The sequence below is a fragment of the Chryseobacterium taklimakanense genome, from assembly GCF_900187185.1.
Lineage (GTDB): Bacteria > Bacteroidota > Bacteroidia > Flavobacteriales > Weeksellaceae > Planobacterium > Planobacterium taklimakanense.
In genome coordinates, this window is record NZ_LT906465.1 from 973,822 (window position 1) to 994,562 (window position 20,741).

General features: G+C 37.6%; 15 protein-coding genes. 14 read left to right on the forward strand and 1 reads right to left on the reverse strand.

From position 1 onward, the window contains the following. Positions 1 to 2 precede the first annotated feature (2 nt). Both CKV81_RS04650 and CKV81_RS04655 read left to right on the forward strand, forming a co-directional pair. Entirely contained in the window at positions 3 to 791 is a 789-nt protein-coding gene (locus tag CKV81_RS04650) for a transcriptional regulator (RefSeq protein ID WP_095070883.1), read from the forward strand. Then, complete coding sequence (locus CKV81_RS04655) at positions 754 to 1,395, forward strand: AAA family ATPase (RefSeq protein WP_095070887.1); 642 nt, start codon at positions 754 to 756, stop codon at positions 1,393 to 1,395. Before CKV81_RS04650 ends, CKV81_RS04655 begins: the two co-directional genes overlap by 38 nt. Positions 1,396 to 1,529: 134 nt before the next feature. On the opposite strand, the gene CKV81_RS04660 is transcribed toward CKV81_RS04655, so the two are convergent. Then, positions 1,530 to 2,522: a helix-turn-helix transcriptional regulator gene (locus CKV81_RS04660; RefSeq protein ID WP_095070890.1), complete on the reverse strand. Its 993-nt coding sequence runs from the start codon at positions 2,520 to 2,522 to the stop codon at positions 1,530 to 1,532. A gap of 163 nt (positions 2,523 to 2,685) precedes the next feature. Here CKV81_RS04660 and CKV81_RS04665 point away from each other — a divergent pair, with 163 nt between their 5' ends. The 12 genes from CKV81_RS04665 to CKV81_RS04720 all read left to right on the forward strand — a co-directional run bounded on the left by CKV81_RS04665 (position 2,686) and on the right by CKV81_RS04720 (position 20,627). Next, positions 2,686 to 3,288 carry a DUF1819 family protein gene (locus CKV81_RS04665; protein ID WP_095070893.1) on the forward strand — a complete coding sequence of 201 codons (603 nt, stop codon included), beginning with the start codon at positions 2,686 to 2,688 and terminating at the stop codon, positions 3,286 to 3,288. 1 nt (position 3,289) lies between these two features. Beyond that, positions 3,290 to 3,874: a DUF1788 domain-containing protein gene (locus CKV81_RS04670; protein WP_095070895.1), complete on the forward strand. Its 585-nt coding sequence runs from the start codon at positions 3,290 to 3,292 to the stop codon at positions 3,872 to 3,874. Beyond that, positions 3,871 to 7,407, forward strand: coding sequence for a BREX system P-loop protein BrxC (gene brxC, locus CKV81_RS04675; RefSeq protein ID WP_095070899.1), 3,537 nt, complete (start codon positions 3,871 to 3,873; stop codon positions 7,405 to 7,407). The genes CKV81_RS04670 and brxC overlap by 4 nt, the downstream gene beginning before the upstream one ends. Positions 7,408 to 7,565: 158 nt before the next feature. Further along, positions 7,566 to 11,069 carry a BREX-1 system adenine-specific DNA-methyltransferase PglX gene (pglX, locus tag CKV81_RS04680; RefSeq protein ID WP_095070903.1) on the forward strand — a complete coding sequence of 1,168 codons (3,504 nt, stop codon included), beginning with the start codon at positions 7,566 to 7,568 and terminating at the stop codon, positions 11,067 to 11,069. A gap of 173 nt (positions 11,070 to 11,242) precedes the next feature. Beyond that, positions 11,243 to 13,732, forward strand: a complete 2,490-nt coding sequence (gene pglZ, locus CKV81_RS04685) for a BREX-1 system phosphatase PglZ type A (protein ID WP_095070907.1) — start codon at positions 11,243 to 11,245, stop codon at positions 13,730 to 13,732. Between the two features lie 11 nt (positions 13,733 to 13,743). Then, on the forward strand, positions 13,744 to 15,768 hold the full coding sequence (brxL, locus tag CKV81_RS04690) for a BREX system Lon protease-like protein BrxL (protein WP_095070910.1): 2,025 nt from the start codon (positions 13,744 to 13,746) through the stop codon (positions 15,766 to 15,768). Between the two features lie 13 nt (positions 15,769 to 15,781). Then, positions 15,782 to 16,132 carry a hypothetical protein gene (locus CKV81_RS04695; protein ID WP_157727364.1) on the forward strand — a complete coding sequence of 117 codons (351 nt, stop codon included), beginning with the start codon at positions 15,782 to 15,784 and terminating at the stop codon, positions 16,130 to 16,132. A 140-nt stretch (positions 16,133 to 16,272) separates the two neighbouring features. Beyond that, on the forward strand, positions 16,273 to 16,599 hold the full coding sequence (locus tag CKV81_RS04700; protein ID WP_095070915.1) for an HIRAN domain-containing protein: 327 nt from the start codon (positions 16,273 to 16,275) through the stop codon (positions 16,597 to 16,599). A 266-nt stretch (positions 16,600 to 16,865) separates the two neighbouring features. Continuing rightward, positions 16,866 to 17,198, forward strand: a complete 333-nt coding sequence (locus CKV81_RS04705) for a hypothetical protein (RefSeq protein WP_095070917.1) — start codon at positions 16,866 to 16,868, stop codon at positions 17,196 to 17,198. Positions 17,199 to 17,260: 62 nt separating this feature from the next. Then, on the forward strand, positions 17,261 to 18,469 hold the full coding sequence (locus CKV81_RS04710) for a DUF2130 domain-containing protein (RefSeq protein WP_095070919.1): 1,209 nt from the start codon (positions 17,261 to 17,263) through the stop codon (positions 18,467 to 18,469). A 189-nt stretch (positions 18,470 to 18,658) separates the two neighbouring features. Continuing rightward, a complete protein-coding gene (locus CKV81_RS04715) occupies positions 18,659 to 19,435 on the forward strand; it encodes an ADP-ribosylglycohydrolase family protein (RefSeq protein ID WP_198409829.1) in 777 nt (258 codons plus the stop codon). Then, a complete protein-coding gene (locus CKV81_RS04720; RefSeq protein ID WP_095070921.1) occupies positions 19,389 to 20,627 on the forward strand; it encodes a hypothetical protein in 1,239 nt (412 codons plus the stop codon). Before CKV81_RS04715 ends, CKV81_RS04720 begins: the two co-directional genes overlap by 47 nt. Positions 20,628 to 20,741: the final 114 nt, after the last annotated feature.

Genomic DNA, 20,741 nt, shown 5'->3' on the forward strand with positions numbered 1-20,741 from the left:
GTATGAATTACATTTTTCATCTCACTGGTTTTTACGACAAAATACAGGAAGACCACCGACTTAATCCCACTCACATTAGTCTCTACCTTGCTTTGTTTCAGTTTTGGAATCTCAATCGTTTTCGAAATCCAATCAGTATCTCCAGAAACGAAATGATGAAACTGAGCAAAATTTCTGCTTTTGGAACTTACCATAAATGCATCAAAGAACTTCAAGAATTCGGGTATATCGAGTATATCCCATCATTCAACCCGTACAAAGGAAGTTTGGTGAACCTATTTAGTTTTGATAATTCAGAGGAAGTTCAAAATTTGAAGCGTATCAAAAAACAAACAACCTCTGAACAGGTAGCGAACAGGATGCATATCAAAATCGATACAGGTTCTGAACAAGCACTGATACCTTCTATAAACAGTACAAACTCATTAAACAATAAACAATTAAAAGATAATGAGCACTCAAGAATTTTTGATGAAGGAAATTTGCTTTTAAAGAAAAAAAATAGGTCGATTGAAATTCCACCGGACATTTTAGAAGTCGAAATGTATTTTCTAGAAAGAGATTCTACAAAATTAGAAGCTGAAAGATTTTTCAATCATTACGAAAGCAATGGTTGGCTCGTAGGCGGAAAATCAAAAATGAGAAATTGGGAAGCCGCCGCAAGAAACTGGCTTTTAAATTCGAAAAAATTCAATAATAATTCAAATTCCACCCGTACTGTGATCGGAGTGGAGTTAAAACCAAATCACCTCAATGCAACTACCAATAAATCCTACAAAGATGAGTTATGATTACTCTAAAATATTGGAGTGGCTCTTAAAAGTAGGAACAGAACATCTCGGAAAAAATTTCGAAATTCCAGAAAACGAAAAAACCATAATTTTGTCAATGCTCGCTTGGTTTCTAGAGGACGAGTTATTGGCGAAAGAAATGAATATTGACCTTAAAAAAGGCATTATGCTTTCAGGACCAATCGGCTGCGGAAAAACCACACTCTTCCAACTGATGCGAAAATTGCCTAAAGGAAGAAAAAATTTTATGATGGCTTCTACACGCCAAATTGTTTCAGAATTTATGCAGTCCGGCTATGAAATTTTGGAAAAATATTCTCGTGGTAGTCTATACAATGACTATCGCACTCCAAAAAACTATTGTTTTGATGACCTCGGTAGCGAATCTGCCTCCAAATATTTCGGAAACGACTGCAATGTAATGTCGGAAATTCTTTTAACTCGCTACGATATTTTCAAGGAAAAAGGAATCATAACGCATCTTACCACCAATCTTACCGCCGGAGAAATAGAAACGATCTACGGGAATCGTCTTCGCTCCAGGATGCGGGAGATGTTTAATCTTTTTGGGTATGATGAGGGTTCGGGTGATAAACGGAGGTGATTCGGAGTTACAACGGAATTGGAGCGGAATTTTTTGATGATCTGAAAGGTATTAGAAAAATTAATAGGTTAGGAGTGATGACAGGAATAATGATGTTTTTAAACTTTCAAAAGATTATCGTGCTACTCCAATTGTTAAAAATATTGCTGAAATTGTTTTGAAATTCTCGCTTTTAAAGTTTCCGCCAACGTTTCCGGTTCCAGAATTTTTATTCGCTCGCCATGCGAAAGTAATAAGGTTTCCAGTTCCTGATTGTGTTTTACTTCAAGTGTGAGGATATTGCCTTTTATTTTTTGCGAACCATGCATTGGCTTTGTCATGATGTATGGCGCAACCTCTTCACTTAATTCAATAATTACCTTAATTGGCTTTTTATCTAAATCGTTTGTAACTCCAATGATGTCCTCAAAATACTCGTCATAATCAAAAATAGGTTCCTGATAAGGCGTTTTTGATGTTGAGAGATTTCTGATTCTGTCGAGTGCCAAATTTTGGACGTTGCCATAATCGTTATTGATGCCAAAAACAAACCAGCGATTGTTGTATTGTTTTAGAAATTGTGGAGAAAATACAATTGTAACTGGTTTATCGCTCTTAAAACTTTGATAGGAAACCTTTACTGCATTTTTACTGAGGATAAACTGATAAAGCGGACTCAAAAACTCTGAACCTACCAGAAATTCATTTTCTTCGAAACTTATGATCTTTCGTTCAGAGTGCTGCAAATCAAGGCCCGAGTTTATTTTAGCCGAAATAGAATCTACCCAATCGAAACCTGGCAAATTTTTCATTCTGTTCAAGATTTGCAGTGCTTCATTCAAACTCTCCATTTCTTTGGTAGAAAGCGGTTTTTTTAAAATCGAAAATTCCTGATCTTCATATTGGTAGTAAACTTTTTTGCCATCTTGAACTGATAAAATGGGTGCGTCATATCCTGCCAAACTTTTCATAAACTTGATGTCATCCAAAATCGTTCTTCTTGAAACACTTACTTCATATCCGAAATGGTCTGAAAGCTTTTCACTACAAATTTTTATCAAATCATCAATGAAATACTTTTTGTAAAAATTTGAAAAACAGGAATCGAGTATTTTGTATCGTAAAACCGCATTTTTATTAGTAGCCATGGATGGTGAATTAAAAAAATAATTGAGTAAAGTTACTTTTTATTGTGCAAATGTACTGCATAGATGATTTTTTATTTTGTAGTATTAAAAATTGGCAGGTTGCAATTTCCCCAAAACCCATTCATTTCGTATATTTACAAATTCGACTTTTTGAAGGAATCTAATGATAGCGAACGAAAAATACCAATTTAGTTTTACAGCAGGATCGTTAATGGTGAACGAGATGGCGATGGTAGCCGATGCTTTGGTAAAGAAAGAGGAGTTTAATTTTGTGGAAATTCTAGGTAAGGGTAAAACCGCCACAGGTAGAAGATATTACGACGAGTTGGTGAAGAGGATTAAGAATCTTACTTCCGGTGAAGTTGATCTTCTCATCAATGGTGATCTGTACACCCAAAAGCAAATGTGTTTTCTTTCTGTATGTAAAACTTACGGATTTATAAAGGATTTCACGGTGGAAGTTCTTCGGAACAAAATCTTGGTGTACGACTATGAGATTACGGACGGTGACTACATCAGTTTTATCCGTTCAAAGATGATAGACCACGAGGAACTAGAAAAAATTTCAGAACTTACGCAAAAGAAAATAAAACAGGTTCTGTTCAAGATTTACGATCAGGCAGGTATTATAGACAACATCAAAAACAAGATGATCCAACCACAATTTTTAGAACCGAAAGTTCAAAATATAATCATGAACGATAACCCCAATTGGCTGAAAATATTTTTCATGTCCGATTTGGATATACAAAGTGTGAAACCTTAACATGGAAGATATTACAAAGAAATTTACTCATTTATACAAAGTTATTTCGTCACCAAATTTTCTTAATAAAGAGTCTTTGGGTGGTGAAATTCCCTTCTTTATTTCCGCCTACGATGCTAAAAATGAAAACGAAGTGGCGGAATCCATCAAACTCTTAAAGAACAAATTGGATACTGCCGGAGTTTCGGTGTTGGAGATTAATCTTTACGATGTCGTTTGTGACATCCTTAACCTGAAAGGCGGTGTGGAAAGAATGTTTCCCATCGAAAAGTCAAGGTCAAAGGATAAGTTTCTGAACGCCCTACAATCGACATTGAACATCCATCAGATATTGACCCCGAAAATTAAGGAGATGATCGAGAAAAATCCATCAAAGGTTTATTTTCTTACAGGAATCGGTTTGGTTTTCCCGTACATCCGTTCCCACAATATCTTGAACAACTTACAGAACATCGCCAAGGATTCTCCAACTGTGATTTTCTTCCCTGGAGAATACAACGGGAACTCACTCAACCTTTTTGGTATGATGAAAGACGACAACTATTACCGAGCATTTAACATTGACATAATCGACCCAAAACCATGATAATAAAAGATTTTTTCGAGAAGGACATTAACCGAAATATTGAAACCGTTATAAAGGCGGACGACAAGGACAACATCTCCACCGAAGTTGGCGAATACGTCATTACCAAGGAAATCGCCACAAAAATCAGTGAACTCTTTAGTAACTACAAAGAATACAGCGGGGCGAACGGAGTTTGGATTTCGGGTTTCTTTGGAAGTGGTAAATCCCACCTACTCAAAATTTTGTCATACGTCTTGGAGAACAAGGATGTGGATGGAAAAAAGGCAGGAGAACAATTCGCTGAAAAAATTGAGGAAGACCAATTGTTGAAGGGAGACATTCTCGCTTCCACAAAAATCCCTTCCGAGTCGATATTATTCAATATTGACCAACAGGCACAGATTACGACAAAGGACGACCCATCGGCTATTCTGAAAGTATTCTATAAGGTTTTTTATGACCATTTGGGATATTACGGATTCCAACCCCATGTGGCGGAATTCGAACTTTGGTTGGATAAACAGGGAAAATATCAGGAATTTTTGACCAAGTTTTCTTCCACTTTAGGTACAGATTGGGAAACTGCAAGAACAGATTATTTTGATCCCAACGTTACCGATACCGTTTCCACCGTTTTGGGTGAAATCTTCAACAGGGAACCAAGTTCCTATGACGGTATCATAGATAAATACGAGCGTGACCTGAAACAATCCATCGAAGACTTTGCAAACAAAGTCAATGACTACATTAAGACAAAACCATCAGGATTCAGGTTAAATTTCTTTGTTGATGAAGTGGGTCAGTTCATTTCAGAGAACACCAAACTGATGTTGAACCTTCAGACCATTGCGGAATCTTTGGCAACCATTACAAACGGGAAATCGTGGGTTTTGGTGACTTCTCAGGAGGACATGGAGAAGATTGTGGGCGATATGAACAAAAGTCAACAGAACGACTTCTCACGTATTCAGGCAAGATTCAGAATCAAAGTTCCTTTGACTTCCGCCAATGTGGATGAAGTTATTGAAAAACGATTATTGAAGAAGAAACCCGATCCACAAAAACACTTGGTGGAAATCTTTAAGAAAGAAAGTTCACATCTTGACACGTTATTGAGTTTTTCGGATTCAGGGGTTCAGTTTAAAGGATTTAAAAATGAAACCGATTTCGCCAATAAACTCCCATTCATACCCTATCAATTCGACTTGTTCCAACAGGTAAGGATTGCGCTGGCTAATCACAATGCCTTTCAAGGGAGACACTCTTCCGTGGGTGAGAGAAGTATGCTGGGTGTTTTCCAACAGGTTATCCAAAAAATCGAGGACAATAATGACAATTCTTTGGTGAGTTTCGATTTGATGTTTGATGGTCTCAGAAACGAGTTAAAGGGTCAGATTCAACAATCCATTCAGTTGGCGGAGAGAAATATCGAAAGTGATTTCGCCATCAAAGTTCTCAAAACCCTTTTCCTTGTGAAATACTACTCCAACTTCAAGACTACAAGGAGAAACATTTCCGTGTTGATGATTAATAAAATGGACATCGACCTGAAAAAACACGAGGAAGAAATTGATGTAGCCCTAAACCTTTTAGAAAACCAAAGTTACATCCAACGTAATGGTGAAATCTACGAGTTCCTTACTGACGAGGAAAAGGATGTGGAACAGGAAATCAAAAACACTGATGTTGATGAGTCACAGGTAACTCAAACTCTCAGCGATATTTTTTATAGCGGTATAATTCGGGACACCCGTTTGAAGTTCTTCGACACCAAGCAGGATTATGAATTTACGACAAAGATTGACGGCGTTTTGTTGGGCAGAGAAAAAGAATTGGGTATTGAAATCATTACCGAAAATTATACAGATTATAACAATATAGATTTCATTCAGTCCCAAACAATGGGATCACCCGTTATGAGGGTTGTTCTTCCTCCAAGTTCCACATTCATCAAGGACTTGAAGATGCATTTGAAAACAGACAAATACACCAAACAGAACCAATCCACCTCCAACAAACCTGAAGTAAAACGAATTTTAAGCGAGAAACTACTTCAGAATGTGGAAAGAAGGAGAAACCTTGACCTTCTTGCCAACAAGTTATTGGCGGATTCCACGGTGTATGTGAACGGTACAAAACTCGACACAGGAAATGTTTCGGACGGAAAAACCTTGGTCTTGAACTCTTTCCAAGACTTGGTGAAAACGATTCACACCAACCTAAGAATGTTGGGAACGGTTCCATATTCGGAAGAAACCTTTAAGGCGGTTATTTTTGGTGGAAAAGATTCATTGTTCGATACCGATGACACCACGATGAGCGAAGCGGAATCCGAAATCCTAAACATCATCAACAGAAGAAAGGGACAGTCCGACAGAACTTCTCTCAATGACCTTAAAACCCATTTTACGAAAAGACCATACGGATGGTATCAGAACGCACTCTGGACATTTGTCGCCCAACTCTACAAAAGAGGAAAAATTGAACTGACACAATCCTCCAATATTTTAGAGGAGAAAGAGGTGGTACAGTCGCTTCTCAATTCAGCAACCTATCAGAATGTGATTCTCGAACCACAACAGTCCATTGATCCAAAATTAGTTTCGAACCTTAAACAGATTTATTCCGATGCTTTTGATGAAACCTGCCCGAAAACCGAACCGAAAGATGTGGCAAACGAATTCAGGGAAAAACTGAACCAAATGTATTCGGAGGTAGGAGAAATCTACGCCCGAAAATCGGAACTCCCTTTCGTGGAATCACTGAATCCGCTTCGTGAAAAATTATACAGTCTCAGAAACAAAGAATACACGTATTTCCTTCTCAATACGAAGGATTTCGAAGATTCTCTTTTAGACAACAAAGAAAATCTTTTAGACCCGATCAAGAAATTCATCAACGGAGATCAGGTAAAAATCTATAAGAAAGTGAAAGACTTCCTTCAAGGCGACCTTTCCAATTTGGATTATGTGGATGGCGATGAACACCAAGAACTGAAATCCCTGATGGAAAACCAAGAACCTTTCAAAGGAAGTGTGATGCGGGAGGCAAAACAGAAACACGAGGATCTCATCAAAAAATTACAGGATAAGATTTCCGTCGAACGTCAGAATGCACAAACCATTATGCAGATGGTTATCGAAAACGTTTCTGCCAAAGAAGAATTTTCACAACTTTCAGTAGAACAACAAAACGAAATCTTGAAACCGTTCGAAGGAGAAATTGTGAAACTTCAAACTCAGCGGTATATCGGAAATATGAGAAACTCTGCATCGATGGTTCGGGATCAGTTGTATAATCAACAATTGAACGAGATGGTTCGATTGCTCACTCCTATGCCTGAAAGAATCGACACTAAAACAGGAACTACAACAGTTGGTGAAAAACCACAACCAACCTATATTCCTGCACAATACATCCGAAGGTCAGAGATTAAATTAAGGTACCCTAAAAACGAACTTCGTACCGAGGAAGATGTTGAAGAATATGTAGATGCGATCCGAAAAGCATACGTGGAAAAAATTAAGGAAAATAAAAGAATTTCCTTATAGCCGAAAGATAGAAGATTGAGGACAGAAAAAATGAAAATCTTTGATTTTCACTTTGGTGAACTTTCAAACGTAATCAGTTCCATCTTCATTAAAACTTATAATAATCATAAAACTTTTGTGCCTTTTGTGGTTCAAAAAATTAGAACTTCATTGTAAAAATGAACACCAACCAACTCAAAAAATTCGCCCAACAAACCCGTCGGAAACTGATGGAACAAGTCAGTGCCAAGTTGGAGTATGTCCTAAACACAGACTCACCCGAACTTCGTGAGAAGATTGAACAAGTACAAAAACTAAAAGAAATCCTTACCAAATCTACAAAAGAGGAAGTGATAGACAGGGTTTCCTATACTTGGTTCAACCGATTTATGGCGTTGCGTTTTATGGACGTGAACGACTACCAACCGATTGGTGTGAAGATTCTTACCCCAAAAGACGGGTTCACCTTACCCGAAATTTTGGATGAAGCGAAAAGAGGACAGATTCATTCAGATTTAAACCTAAACCGACAAAAAGTTTACGACCTGATTGACGGTAAAATCCCAAGTAAAGATTCCCAAAACGAGGCGTACAAAGAATTACTCATCGCTTCCTGTAACCATTTGAGTTCCGTTTTTCCTTTTCTTTTTGAGCGGATTAACGATTATACCGAACTCCTTCTTCCCGATGACCTTACTTCCGAATTATCCATTATTCAGGATGTGAGAGACGGAATGACCGTGGAAGATTGTCAGGAGGTGGAGATCATTGGCTGGCTTTATCAGTTCTATATTTCGGAGAAAAAAGATGAAGTCTTCGCTTCCAAAAAATCGGTGAAGAAAGAAGATATTCCTGCGGCGACACAGTTGTTTACCCCACGTTGGATTGTGGAATATATGGTACAGAATACCGTGGGGAAATTATGGTTACAGAACCGTCCCAATTCCAAGTTGCGGGATCACATGGAATACTATATCGAGTCTCCTTCATCTAAATCCGAAGATTTCTTGAAACTCAATTCCATTGAGGATCTAAAACTTTTGGATCAAGCGTGTGGAAGTGGACACATCTTGGTGTATGGTTTCGATTTACTGTACAAAATCTACGAGGAGGAAGGTTACAACCCCACCGAAATCCCCGAACTGATTATCACCAAAAACCTTCACGGTTTTGAGATTGATGAGCGTGCTTCCCAATTATCGGGAATGGCTTTGATGATGAAGGCGAGAAGTTACCACAGAAGATTTTTCAGAAAAGCGGTAGAACCCAATATTCTTCGTTATCAGGATGTGGTTTTTACCAATGATGAATTGGATGAAGTTTTAAAACTTACCAACTCCAAATCTGATGAACTAAAATACGACCTGAAAACAATGTCACAGGCGACCAATTTTGGTTCATTGATTATCCCTAAAACCACGGAAACAGAACTTCAAAAAGTTTTAGAAACCACCAATAACATTTTACCTAAATCCGATTTATTTCAAAGGGAATCTTTGGAAAAACTAAAATTGGCGGTGGAACAACTGCTTCCTTTAAGTAGAAAATACCATTGTATTGTGGACAATCCACCATATATGGGAGGTGGAAATATGAACAAGGAATTAGGTGATTTTGTGAAAACAAATTACCCCGATTCTAAAGCAGATTTAATGGCGTGCTTTATGGAGGCAGGTTTAAAAATGTTATTGCCAAAAGGATTTTTAGGAATGATTAATCAACATTCTTGGATGTTCTTGAGTAGTTATGAAAACCTACGAAAAAAACTTATTGAAACTACTTTCTTCGATACCAATTTACATTTGGGTGCAAGAACTTTCCCCGAAATTGGTGGTGAAGTAGTACAAAATACTTCGTTTACTTTTTGGAATAATTTAAAAGAAGAAAAAGGTGTTTATCTGCGTTTGGTAGATTTTAATTCTACGGAACAAAAAAGAAATAATACAATAGAAGCAATCAAAAATCCGAAATGTGGTTTTTTATTTACTGCAAATCAAAATGACTTTTTGAAAATCGCAGGTTCAAATTTAGGTTATTGGTGTAACAATAGTTTATTTGAATTATTTGGACAAAACAAACTACTTTCAGATAGAATATCCACGAAACAAGGAATGGCTACCGCTGATAACGCTCAATTTTTGAGGTTTTGGCAGGAAGTTGATGTTGAGAAATTTCAAAATAATTGTACGGATCTTACATTACGTATGTTAAATAAAAAATGGTTTCCATACAATAAAGGAGGTAAGTTTCAAAAATGGTATGGAAATCAAGAATTGATAATAAATTTTGATGATAATGCTTTTGATATCCTCTCAAAACAAGGTAATAATTGTCCATCAAGACAGTTATACTTTAAGAAGTCAATTACTTGGACATTATTAGTATCAAATACCTTTGGAGGGAGATTTGTGGAAAATCACATATTTGATGTGAATGGAATGTCAGCATTTCCAAATGATGAAGATCTAAATTATTTACTCGGATTGTTTAATTCAAAAGTAAGTTATTTTCTACTTTCAGTAATTAATCCAACTTTAGCTTTTCAGAAAGGAAATATTGATAACTTGCCACTTCTCTTTGGGCAATTTGATGAATCAAATGTATCTGATAATGTAGAAATTTCCAAAATTGCATTCAATTCAAATGAAACCTCGTGGGATTTCCTACAAAACGAACTCATCCGTGTAAACGGTCAAGACCTTGAAGAATCCTACGATCTCTACCAACAGTATTGGAAAAACAAATTCTTCCAACTTCATAAAAACGAGGAGGAACTCAATAGACAATTTATAGAAATCTACGGTTTACAGGAGGAACTCACTCCCGATGTACCGTTAGAAGACATTACCATTCTAAAAGACGAAACCACCATTGTCAACAATCAGTTGGTCTTCAAAAAAGAAGAAATCTTTGCACAGTTCATCAGTTATGCCGTGGGTTGTATGTTTGGCAGATATTCTTTGGATAAAGAGGGATTAATCCTTGCCAATCAGGGAGAGACTTTGGTAGATTATCTTACCAAAATAGGGAAAGAAGATTCAGGATTCTTGCCTGATGAAGACAACATCATTCCCATTCTCGATGACGAATGGTTTGAGGACGATATTGTGGGAAAATTCCACCATTTCTTGAAGGCGAGTTTCGGAAAAGAGAATTTCGATAAAAACCTTGCCTTTGTGGAAGAATGTTTGGGGAAAGACATTAGAAAATATTTTGTGAAGGATTTCTATAACGACCATATAAAGCGTTATAAAAAACGACCGATCTATTGGATGTTTTCTTCACCAAAAGGTTCTTTCAATGTCCTCATTTATATGCACCGATACACACAGGACACTTTAAACAAAATTTTGAACGATTACCTGATCCAATACCGTGAGAAACTCAACACACGGATCGAACATTTGGAACATATTAAAGACACAGGTTCGTCCACGGAACAGATTCGGGCAGAAAAAGAAATCAACCGACTAAAACTCATCATTATGGAATTGGTGGATTATGAGAGGGATATTTTCCGTCCACTCGCCATCGACAGAATCGGTTTAGATTTGGACTACGGAGTTTTGGTGAATTATAATAAATTCGGAAAGGCGATCAAAGAAGTTGCTGGACTAAACGATACCAAGACCAAGAAAAAGGTAAAAGAATTTGATTGGATTAAAACAGAGGAGATAAGGTAAAGCGGGAAGATGGAAGATGGGTGCTGGAAGATGGAAGAAGGAAGACGGAAGTTTTGAAAATCTTTGATTTTCACTTTTGTGAACTTTTAAACAGCGTAATTTTCCACTTCAAATAATAAAAACTTTTGTGACTTTTGTGGTTAAAAAAAATGACAATTTGTTGTTGATATAAAATGAATAAAATAGAGGAAGCACTGATTAAACTTTTCGGGAAACACCGTCTCATTTTTTGGTACGATGAAAAGGCGGAACTCACCGAACAATACCACGAACTCAATTTGGATGGTGTGAAGAAAATCCACGTCCAAGGAAACGAGTTCGAGGTGAAATATAGCGTTATAAAAGAGTTTCCGACAGATAATTTCCTTCTTTATTTCGATATTCCAAAACCGCCGAATGAGGAAAATTGGTTACTCGATTTGGAGTTGGCTCATTACCTATTCCAAACCGACCAAGAGGCGATGTACCTTCAAGAGTTGGGATGGAATTATCACCTGAAAGATTTGGTTGGTGATCATATTGAATTTTTCAAGGCGAAAGACAGGAAAGCCAAACTAAACGAACATGTGGACAAGGACGACGATTTATTCACCCTCAAATACAAAATGTTGGCGGTGGTTTTCGGAACGGACAATATCTCACTTCCAACATTTGTCTATACCTACGGTTCATCCCACGTCGATTCTAACGATAAGTACGAAAAAGACCTTGAAAGATTTAATCTGAAGGAATTCTTTTGGAAAGAGATTGAAAGGAAATACGGGTACTTCAAAGAGAATCCAACCATCTATGATTTTCTGATTGAGGTTTTCACGTATAATTTCTCTTTGGGTAAGAAAACGGAATTGTCGAAAGAAAGCAGGCTTTTATTGTCCCTGTGGAAAGATACCGTTCAGTACAGGGAATATTTTGGAAAGATTTCTGATCAGATTTCCAAGGACACCGAGGTGGAATCCAAGTTAAATTCATCTAAGATTGAAGATGTGGTGAATGACGACTCCTTCCAACTCATCGACAAAAAACTCATCCACGAATTGGTTCATTTGATTGTGAATGAAGATATTTCCGTGGATCGTGTCAATCAAATCGTGAAGGAAAGGGAGAACAAGTTTTGGTTTGCCGAGTACGAACATTATTTCCATAGTTTGTCTTATGGTTCACAACTGATCTCACTCATTAGAAAATACGGCAATACAAAATACAACAGTTTCGACGAAGGTGTGAAGGATTATTCCGACCGACTTTACGAAATCGACCAAACCTACCGAAAATTCATTTGGAGTTACCGTAAAACCAATCAAAACAGGATTTTGTCCGACCTTTCGGAGAAAATTGAAAAGGTTTATTCCAACGATTGGTTATTGGTTTACGGGAACAATTGGCAGAAAGTCATCGACGGAATGGAGAAATGGGATCCGATCAACAGTCAGTCCCAATTTTACAACACCCACCTGAAATCCTCTTTTGAGAAGGGACAAAGGTTGTTCGTCATCATTTCCGATGCGTTGAGATATGAATGTGGGGCGGAGTTTACCAAGAGAATCGTTTCCGAAAACCGTTACGAGGCGACCATCTCCAATATGGTTTCGAGTTTACCTTCGTACACCAATTTGGGAATGGCTTCACTTCTGCCACACAAACAACTCACCATTCAGGAAGGAACAGACCAAGTTTTGGCGGATGGATTATCCACGATGGGAGTTCAGAGCCGAACAAAAGTTTTGGAAACCAATGCTGGATTAAGAGCAACTGCAATTCGGGCGGAAGATTTTATGAAGATGAATTCGGCTAAAGAAGGACGGGAATTTGTGAAACAATATGACCTTATCTACATTTACCACAATCAGATCGACAAAACAGGAGACGACAAAGTTTCCGAAACCAAGGTTTTTGAAGCGGTAGAAGACGAGTTGAATTATTTGACAGAATTGTTGAAGAAAATCTACAATATGAATGGTAATAATATGATAATCACTGCCGATCACGGATTCATCTATCAACACAATGAATTGGAGGAAAGTGATTTCAGTTTGTCAAATCATTCAGGAGAAGTGTGGAAGGAAAACAGAAGATTTGTTATCGGGAAAGACCTTACCAATGACAATGTGACCAAAAAGTTCACGGGAGAAAATGTACGGCTACAATCGGGAATCGACATCCTTATTCCAAAATCCATCAACAGATTGAGGATAAAAGCAGCAGGTTCGAGGTTTGTTCACGGAGGTGCAACACTACAGGAAATTGTTGTGCCGGTGATAAAAATTTCAAGAAAAAGAGAAGACACCACAACACAGGTGGACATCGACATTATCAAATCTACCGATAGAATTACGACCAATATTTTGGCGGTTTCCTTCATCCAAACCGATTTAGTGAATAAGCAGGTGTTGCCGAGAACACTTCGGTCGGTTCTTCGGGCAGAAGACGGTGAGGAACTGAGTGATCAGTTTAAATTTAAATTCGACATCGAGGAAGGAAGTGAAAGACAACGGGAAGTAAAACACCGATTCCAACTTTCATCCAAAGCGAGCGGAAAATACAAGAACCAAAGGGTTAAATTAATTTTGGAAGAACCCGTGGAAGGAACTACCAAGTGGAAACCATACAAGGAGTTTTATTACACCTTGAACATTTCATTTACAAACGATTTTGACGATTTATAAACACAATTGATATGAAGGAATTGGATATTAAACTCAATCAATATTTCGGGGGAAAAGTGGTTAGAAAAGACCTTACCAAATTGGTGAAGGGAAACGCCATTGTTCCTATCTATGTTTTGGAATATCTACTTGGACAATACTGTGCAACCGATGATGAGGAAACCATCGACCAAGGTGTGGAAACCGTGAAATCGGTCATCACCAAACATTTTGTCCACCGAGACGAGGCACAGATTGTGAAATCCACCGTGAAGGAAAAAGGTTCACACAGAATTATCGACAAAATTTCCGTTAAACTCAATGACAGTAAAGATCAGTATGAAGCGACCTTTGCCAATTTAGGATTGAAAGGAATTCCGATTTCGGGAGAACTAATCAAACAGTACCAAAAACTATTAACTCACGGAGTTTGGTGTATTCTAACGTTAGGTTATGTTTCAACGGACGAAAAAGGTTCGACACCTTGGATCATCGAATCCTTAAAACCGATACAGATTTCTAACATCAATCTGGAGGAATATAAGGAAGGACGTTCAAATTTCACCAAGGATGAATGGATCGATGTGTTGATGCAGACAATGGGTTTAAATCCCGAGGAATTTACGTTTAGATCTAAACTACTTCAATTGACAAGGTTAGTTCCTTTTGTGGAAAACAACTACAATCTCATCGAACTCGGTCCGAAAGGAACAGGAAAATCCCATATCTTTTCGGAATTATCACCACACGGAATCCTGATCTCAGGAGGTGAAGTTACAGCGGCAAAACTATTTGTGAACAACAGTACAGGAGAAATCGGACTTGTTGGATATTGGGATGTGGTGGCGTATGACGAGTTTGCCGGCAAATCAAAAAATACCAACCGTGGATTGGTGGACATCATGAAAAATTATATGGCGAACAAATCTTTTTCCCGTGGTACAAGTGTGTATGGTGCATCCGCTTCGATGGCGTTTGTAGGAAATACCGACCACAGTGTTCCGTATATGTTGAAACACTCCAATCTTTTCGATGCCTTACCAAAAGATTATTACGATACAGCATTCTTAGACAGGATTCATGCGTATCTTCCGGGATGGGAAGTTCAGAAATTACGAAATGATATGTTCACTTCCGATTACGGTTTCATCGTGGATTACCTTGCAGAAATCTTAAAGGAACTTAGAAAAGAAGATTGGAACGCTGAATACAACAAACATTTTGAATTGTCAAATTCCATTACTACGAGAGATAAAGACGGCATTACAAAAACTTTGGGTGGATTGTTGAAGGTGATTTATCCTGATGGAAACTACACAGAAGAGGAAATGAGGGAACTGTTGGATTTCTCAGTGGAATGTAGAAAAAGGGTGAAACTCCAACTTCAGAACATGGATGAAACATTTGAGGATGTGGATTTCAGTTATACCGTTAAAAGAACAGGAGAAAAAGTAACCGTGGAAACACTTGAAGTCCTTGAATACCTAAGACCTGATCCAATCACAGAAGTTACAGTGGATTCCGAAACCATGGAAACACAGGAACAGAAACCATCAAAACCGGAATTGACGGAACAGAATATCATTATCCGAGATAATCAGACGGGAATTTCCTACAACAATTTATTTGGGGATTATCTTATCGGTGCAACGGAAATACAGATTGTGGATCCATACATCCGCTTGCCATATCAATTAAGAAATCTAATGGAACTCCTGAAATTGGTTGCCGAGAAAAAATCTTCAGAAACCGAAGTGAAAGTTCATTTGGTGACGACCAATAACGAGGACTTTATTGAGGGATCTAAAGAATCATTTGAACAGATGACGATGTCTCTTGAATCAGTCGGAATTTTATTCTCTTATGAGTTCGATAACTTCATCCATGACCGTTCAATAGTACTGAACAACGGTTGGAAGATCATCATGGGGCGTGGATTAGACATTTGGCAGAAGACCGGAGGATGGAACGACATCAATGAATACCTTCAGGAAAAGAGGTTGTGCAAATCGTGTGAAATCACGATTCTAAAAAAAAAAATTGACGACCCCAACTGAAGAACTAATAATTGTGAAAAAACCAAAAAAGCCGGCAACTAAAAAAGATAAGACCCAACTCTATCTTGTTCTGAAAGGAGAATATTTTAATGAAATTCTTGCCGGAACAAAGACGGAGGAATACAGGGAGTTTACCGATCATAACATTAGCCGGTTGGGAATTGTTGAGGATGGAATTTTTGTGGGATGTAGGGAGTACGAAACAGTGAAATTTCAATTGGGTTACACCAAGGACGCTCCACAAATGGTTGTTGAAGTAAAGGAGGTTGTTTTGGAAGCGGATGAAGATGCGGAAGAATTTAATATAGACAACTGTAATTTCACGATAAGGTTGGGGAAGATTTTGGAGAGGACGAACTGCTGATTATCCCCATTTTTTAAATAGATTTCCATACAATTATCTTAAACACTGCAAAACCGCAGTGTTTTTTATATTTTTTTATTGTGCAGATGTATTGCACACATTGTCTTTTATTTTGCAGTATAATTTTAAAGTATTTCACCATGAAAGAGCATTTATCACATTTCCATGTTGCAGGTTTCACATTTTATGACGGCGTTGATGTTTTCAACAAATTGAAAGTCGGCAAAAAAGTAAAATTCAAACTCGAGGAAGACAACAAATGGGATCCGAGAGCTGTTGCCATTTATTTCAAAGGCGCAAAAATCGGTTTCATCCCAAGAACCGAAAACCGTATTTTCTACAAATTGTTGAAAGTAGGAATCACGCAATTCGAAGCGAGAATTCAAAAAATCGATCCTCAACAACACACCGAAAGACAGGTAGAAATTGTGGTACATTTGGTTTCGCAAGAGGAAGTAATTTACTAAAACCCTTTTAACCTTGTCAAGGTTTGGAACCTTGACATGGTTGATTAACACCAATTTTTTAAAAAAATGCAATTCTTAAAATTTCTTGTCAAATTGGCTATTATTTGCATTATTTTGTGCTGCTTCATCATGGTTTTGGGTTTTTGGTTGAAGCTTTTCCCGATTTTGCAGTATTTATCACGATAACTGCCGCTTTGAATATTGTATGGCAATTCTTCAAGCCAAATGAAAATGAAGACTTCACGGATAATTAAAAAAATTTAATCATGAAAAAACAACTTTATCTCGTACTGAAAAAAGAATGGTTCGTAGAAATTCTTAAAGGAACTAAAAAAGAAGAATTTCGCGCCTTTACCGATCACAACATCAAAAGACTTGGAGTTTGTGATGCTGATGGAAACTTTGTGGATACCCAAAAATACGAAACCGTGAAATTTCAGTTAGGTTACAGCAAAGATGCACCGCAAATGATAGTAGAAGTTACGGATGTCATTTTAGAAATGGAAGATCTCGATCAGGAAATTCTCACTACTGAAAATACAGAATTTGTTATTCAGCTCGGTAAAATTTTGGAAACTAAAAACTGCGAAAATCTTTAAGACTTTTTTGCTTCGACTTAAAAATTACTTTAAACTTACTTAAATCTAAAAAAAATGAAATTATGAAAACTGAAATTACTTGCCCGAAATGTTCACACCACTTCCATATTGAAGATGTACTGACAAACGATTTGCAAAAGAAAATCCGTGAAGATTTGCAAAAAGAATATGTCTCGAAAATCGATGAATACAAAAAATTGAAGGACGAACTCGAACTTCAAAAAGAAAATGAAGAAGCCATTTTCAACCAGAAACTTGATGAAGCATTGGCTGAAAAACAGAAGGAAACAGATCGTATTACCGAAGAAAAATATGCTTCTACTATTGCAAAATTGAATGCTGAATTGAAGCAAAAATCTTCTGAAAACAAAGAACTTTTACAGAAAGAGGTTAAGCTTTTGGAGTTAGAAGGAACGCTTGAAGAACGCGAACAACAACTTGAACTGAAAACCAAAAAATTGCTTTTGGAAGGTAAGGAGAAATTTGAAAAAGAAGGACGCCGAAAAGCGCAGGAGGAATTTGAACTCAAAGAAATTCAGTTCAACAAAGATATGGCGGAACAGAAAAAGTTGATTGACGACCTGAAACGAAAAGCAGAACAAGGTTCTATGCAGAAACAGGGCGAAATTTTGGAAATCGCCTTGGAAGAATTTCTGCAAAACAATTTCCGCCACGACCGAATTTCCGAAGTTGCAAAAGGTGTAAACGGGGCAGATGTCATTCAGGAAGTACACAACGATTTTCTTCAAAAGTGCGGTAGTATTGTTTTCGAAACAAAACGTACCAAAAATTTCGATAAAAAATGGCTAGACAAATTGAAGCAGGATCAGCTGCAGTGCAAAGCCGAAATTGCGGTTTTGGTAACCGAAACTTTGCCGAAAGATATCGACAAGTTTGATTTTCAGGATGGAGTTTGGATTTGTTCTTTTCAAGAAGTAAAAACTTTGGTGATTGCTTTAAGACAAATTTTGGTTCAATCTCAAAGTGTGAAAGTTGCCAATGAAAACCGTGGTGAAAAAATGGAAATTCTTTACAATTATTTCACAAGTGGAGAATTTACGCAAAAAACGAAACGCTTGCTCGATATTTTCGACAATATGTCTCAACAGTTGGAATCCGAGAAAAATGTCACCAAAAAACTTTGGGCAAAGCGTGAAAAGGAAATTCTTACGATGAAGGAAAACCTCTCCATTGTTTCGGGCGATATTGCAGGAATTGCAGGCAAAGAAGTGACTCTTTTGGAGGAGTTTGAGGATTTGGTTTTGGAGTGAGAAAACAACAAAATTCCTATTTAATTAGAAATTTACCGAAATATTTTCGCTGATATGTATGTTTGTCCCGAAAATCCTTAATTTTTGGGACGTTTTTATTTGTTTCAAAAATTAGGATTTTTTGTTGCAACCTTGCGAAAAATAAATTCCCGACTTTTCTACTCTAACTTTGCCCCATAATTAAACGACATGAAAAATACAATTTTAGGAGCCATCGTTGGCGATATTATCGGATCGGTGTACGAATGGAACAACTACCGCGGAAAAGATTTCGAACTTTTTGATAAAAACTGCAAGTTTACAGACGACAGCGTAATGACCATTGCAGTTGCCGATGCTTTAATGAATAGCAAAGACATGGCAAAAACGCTGAAAGAATACGGAAGAAAATATCCAAACCGTGGTTACGGCGGAATGTTTTATCGATGGTTGGATTCCAAAACTTTGGAGCCCTATAACAGTTTCGGGAACGGTTCTGCGATGCGTGCAAGTGCTGCAGGTTTTATGGCGAATACTTTGGAGGAAGCACGTTTTTTGGCAAAAAAATCTGCGGAGGTTACCCACAATCATCCGGAAGGAATTAAAGGTGCAGAAGCAACTGCAGCCGCCATTTATTTTGCACGAAATGGTGCAGATAAACAGCTCATTCGAGAATTAATTTCAACAATTTTTGGTTATCATCTCAATTTTACCTGCGATGAAATTCGCGCAACTTATCAGTTTAACGAAACTTGTCAGGAAACGGTTCCACAGTCGATCGTTGCTTTCCTGGACAGTGAAAATTTTGAAGACGCCATTCGAAATGCCATTTCAATCGGTGGTGACAGTGATACCGTTGCCTGTATTTGTGGCGGTATTGCAGCCGCTTTCTATAAAGAAATACCGGAGGAAATCAGAAGTTTTTGTCTGAATAAACTGGATGAAGATTTACGAAACACCGTTTTGGAATTTGAAGAAAAGTTTTAAATTTAGAACCGAGAACCAAGAACCGAGAACCAAGAACCAAGAGCCAAAAAACAAGAACCGAAAACCATCAACCGGCACCATCACCAACAACCAAATGAAAATCCATCTCGTTTCCACTCCCGATGTGCATCCGCAACTTGTGGATGAAGTTCTGGAAATCCTAAACAGCGTTTCGGGACCGATGCATTTTTCCGTTTTGAAAATGCCGTGGAATCCGGATGATTTGTTCCAAGTGCAGCAACACCGTTACCGAAACGACTACCGTTTTAAAATTGATTCTGAGTACAAAAAGCAGAAATACATTGCCCAAAAAGGCTATCCTTTGAGTTGGCGCGAACTTTTTTTTCTTTGTGAAAAAGCAAGAAATTTTGCAGATTTAGAGGAAAGCGATTTCGTTATTTTGGTCACCAACAGAAGAAATTCGATGAATTTTTTCAGCATGTTCGATACCGAAGGAAAACGCAACGCATTTATACAGTCTTCGGATTGGGAGATTTTTTTGGAAGCCCCGGAAAGTTTTCCCGTCGCTTATGAAGTGGTAGCCAATGTGCTGAGGATTTTAATGAAATTTAAACTTACGGAAGATCATACCGATACTTATCACCAAAATCCAATTGGCTGTATGAATGATTTCTGTGAAAACAAGACCGAAATCATCCTGAAACTCCGCACCGCAGATCTTTGTCCGAACTGTCTGAAACGGCTTTCCGATTGTGGAACGGATGAAGAAATCATCGTTCACGCCCTCAATATTTTTGAAAGAGTGCGAAGCAGTCTTAAATTTTCTCAGGGTTTTGTAGGAAATATCAGACCCAAAAAACTGAAAATCGATGAAAAAGGGAATGTTTCTGTCGGTGGAAAATCCATTTCATTGGGACCTTTGCAGAAAACGATTTTTATATTCTTTCTGAAACATTTGGAAGGAATCCGTATTGCTGAACTCGGCGATTACGAACAGGAAATTTTTGAAATTTATCAGAAATTGAAAACCAATGCCGATCCGAAAAACATCTCTAATTTGGTGAATATCATCGACGGAAATTTTAATTACAACAAATCCCGTCTCACCAAAATGCTGCGCTCTGAAATTGGTGAACCCCTTGCAAATTACTATTACATTACCGGAAATCCGGGTGAAAAATTCAAAATTGCCTTGCCTTCGGAACTTATCGAAATTTCTGATGTTTTTTGATTTTAACACACAAATTGCACAGATTTTCACAGATTTACTTTTAAACACAATCACTCCCAACTCAATCACTCAAACCCTCAAACACTCCCACGCTCAAACTCCCACTGCAACCTT